We start from the raw sequence: 3,370 nt of genomic DNA, 5'->3' as shown, positions 1-3,370 counted from the left end.
TGCCCGTTCGGCCAGCCGGCCCGCCGCGGCCCGCAACGCCTTCTCGTCACGCGCCGAGATCACCCACGGCACGACCGGCAGGGAGGGCCGTCCGGGGTCTTCCTCGCCGTCGTCGGCGGACTCGACAGCCGGCGCCTGCTCGATGATGACGTGCGCGTTCGTCCCGCTGACCCCGAACGCGGAGACCCCCGCACGCCGAGGACGACCGTCGGTCTCCGGCCACGGCTGGTCCTCGGTGAGCAGCGAGACCGCGCCCGTCGTCCAGTCGACGTGGGGGGTGGGTTCGTCGATGTGGAGGGTGCGGGGGAGCACCCCGTGCCGCATCGCCATCACCGTCTTGATCACACCCGCCACACCGGCAGCCGACTGGGTGTGGCCGATGTTGGACTTCACCGAGCCGAGCCAGAGGGGCTGTTCGCGGTCCTGTCCGTAGGTGGCCAGCAACGCCTGCGCCTCGATGGGGTCGCCGAGGCGGGTGCCGGTGCCGTGGGCCTCGACGGCGTCCACCTCGTCGGGGCTCAGCCCGGCGTTGGCGAGGGCCTGGCGGATGACACGCTGCTGGGAGGGGCCGTTGGGTGCGGTGAGGCCGTTGGAGGCGCCGTCCTGGTTGACGGCCGAACCCCGCAGCACCGCCAGCACCGGGTGCCCGTGGCGCCGGGCGTCGGAGAGCCGCTCCAGGACGAGCACGCCCACGCCCTCGCCCCAGCCGGTCCCGTCCGCGGCCGCCGCGAACGACTTGCACCGGCCGTCGACCGCGAGGCCCCGCTGCCGGCTGAACTCGACGAACGCGGCGGGCGTCGCCATCACCGTCACACCCCCGGCGAGCGCGAGCGAGCACTCACCGCTGCGCAGCGCCTGCGCCGCCAGGTGCATGGTGACCAGCGACGACGAACACGCGGTGTCCACGGTGACCGCGGGCCCCTCCAGACCGAACGCGTACGAGACACGGCCCGAGAGCACAGCCGTCGCCGTACCGGTGAGCAGATACCCCTCCGCACCCTGCCCGGCGTCGCCGGCCGCGTAGTGCGAGGTGGCGGAGCCGATGAACACCCCGGTCCGGCTCTCCCGCAGGGTGTCGATCGCGATGCCGGCCCGTTCGAAGGCTTCCCAGGAGGTCTCCAGCAGCAGCCGCTGCTGCGGATCCATCGCCAGCGCCTCACGCGGAGAGATCCCGAAGAGCTCGGCGTCGAACCCCGCCACGTCCGAGACGAAGGTGCCGCTCCGGGTGTACGAGGTGCCCGGTGTGTCGGGGTCCGGATCGTAGAGCCGGCGCAGATCCCAGCCACGGTCGTCGGGAAACTCGGAGACCGCGTCACCGCCACTCGCCACCAGGTCCCACAGTGCTTCCGGTGAGTCGACGGCGCCGGGAAGACGGCAGCTCATGGCCACGATCACCACCGGATCGTCGACCGCGGCCACGGCCCCGCCGGGAGCGTCGGCCGGGGCGCCCTCGCCGAACAGCTCCCCGTCCAGGTAGGAGGCCAGCGCGACGGGCGACGGGTGGTCGAACACCAGCGTGGAGGGAAGGGACAGTCCCAGCTCGGCCTGCAGCCGGTTCCGCAGCTGCACCGCGGTCAAGGAGTCGACACCGAGGCTGCGGAACGCCGCTTGCGGGGAGACGCCGTCGAGGGACGTGTGCCCGAGGGTCGCGGCGACCTCACTGCGGACGAGATCGAGCAGGACACGCGACCTCTCGGCACCGGTGGCGCCGGACAGACGGGTCCGCCAGACGTTGCCGCCGTCGTCCCGGGCACCGGTGTCCGCCCCGTCCAGCGCCGCCCGCGCCTCGGCGAGATCATCGATGAGAGGACGGCGGCGAGCGGCCGTCAGCACCGGGGCGAAGGTGTCCCACTCGATATCGGCGATCACCACGGCGGTGTCGTCGCCGCCGAGCGCCCGCGCGAGCGCCGAGACCGCGAGTTCGGGCTCCATGGGCAGCAGACCGGTGCGGCGCAGCGACTCCTCCGCCGATCCCGTGGTGGCCATCCCGCCGCCGCTCCAGGTGCCCCACGCGAGGGCGAGGGCGTGCAGGCCACGGGCGCGACGTACTTGTGCCAAGGCGTCCAGGTAGGCGTTGGCGGCGGAGTAGGCCCCCTGGCCGCGGCCGCCCCAGATGCCCGCACCGGAGGAGAACAGCACGAACGCGTCCAGCGCGGCCCCGGCGAACGCCTCGTCGAGGTTCCGGGCGCCTTCGGCCTTGCCCAGCCACGCTTGTTCGAGAACAGCCGCGTCCGTGTCGCGCAGTGCCGCGTCCGTACCCACGCCTGCCGTGTGGAAGACCGCGGTGATCGGCGTGTCCACTTCATCGAGCAGACGGAGGAGAGCCGAACGGTCGGCGACGTCGCAGGCTTCGATGTCCACGCGGGCGCCGGGAGCGATCTCCTGGAGCTCCGCCTTCAGCTCATGGGCACCCGGGGCCTCGACGCCACGGCGGCTCGTGAGAATGACATGACGGACACCGGAACGCACCAGCCAGCGCGCGACGTGTCCGCCGAGCGCACCGGTGCCGCCGGTGACGAGCGCCGCACCGGCGGTGGACCACGCCGGCGGGCCGGCCGGAGCGGCGGCCCGGGTCAGACGCCGGGCGAACACCCCCGAGGGCCGTACGGCCAGCTGGTCCTCGTCCCACTGCCCTGCCAGGACAGCCGCGAGCCGTGCCGAGGCCCGGGGGTCCAGACGCTCCGGGAGATCGACGAGGCCACCCCACCAGTCCGGATGCTCCAGACCCGCCACCTGCCCCAGTCCCCAGACCGACGCCTGGTCCGGATTGCGCAGCTGATCGGCGGGTCCCACGGACACCGCGCCGGACGTCAGGCACCAGAGCGAACCGTCCAGGCCCACATCCGAGCAGGCTTGCACGAGTGCCAGGGTCGCCGCCGCCGGGGCGCTCCCCAGGGCCAGGAGCGACACGGCATGCCGTGGCTTGTGCTCGGTGAGCATGCTGGCCATCGAGGCGCGACTCGCGGCGCCCGCACACGGCACCAGGACGGCATCGGGCGGCAGCGTCTCGACGACGGCGGCGACCAGGGGGCTGTCCGCGTCGTCGGCCGGGAGGAACACCAGCGGGCGTTCCCCGCTCGCCGTCGGTGAACCGGCCGGACGCGCCAACGGCCGCCAACCGACCTGGTAGCGCCACGAGTCGACGGTCTCCTGGTCGGTCTGCTTGCGGCGCCAGTCCGAGATCAACGACAACGCCGGCGCGAGGACGTGCTGGGCCTCTTGATCACCGAGCGTGAGCATGTCGGTCAGCGCTTCGAGGTCTTCTCGCTCGATCGCCCGCCAGAACGCGGAGTCGGCCGCACGCTCCGCCGGGACGTCCCGGTCGGGGCCGGGCAGCCAGTAGCGTTGGTGTTGGAAGGGGTAGGTGGGG

At 73.1% G+C, this 3,370-nt stretch carries 1 protein-coding gene; it reads right to left on the bottom strand.

Features of this window, described 5'->3' with window-relative positions; genetic code table 11:
- On the bottom strand, positions 1-3,370 hold a 3,370-nt coding region (locus ABEB07_RS33500; RefSeq protein ID WP_345671789.1), incomplete at both ends, for an SDR family NAD(P)-dependent oxidoreductase.

The organism is Streptomyces similanensis, from assembly GCF_039543625.1.
Lineage (GTDB): Bacteria > Actinomycetota > Actinomycetes > Streptomycetales > Streptomycetaceae > Streptomyces > Streptomyces similanensis.
The sequence above is the reverse complement of the archived record's forward strand: the minus strand, read 5'-3'. Positions and strand labels throughout refer to the sequence as shown.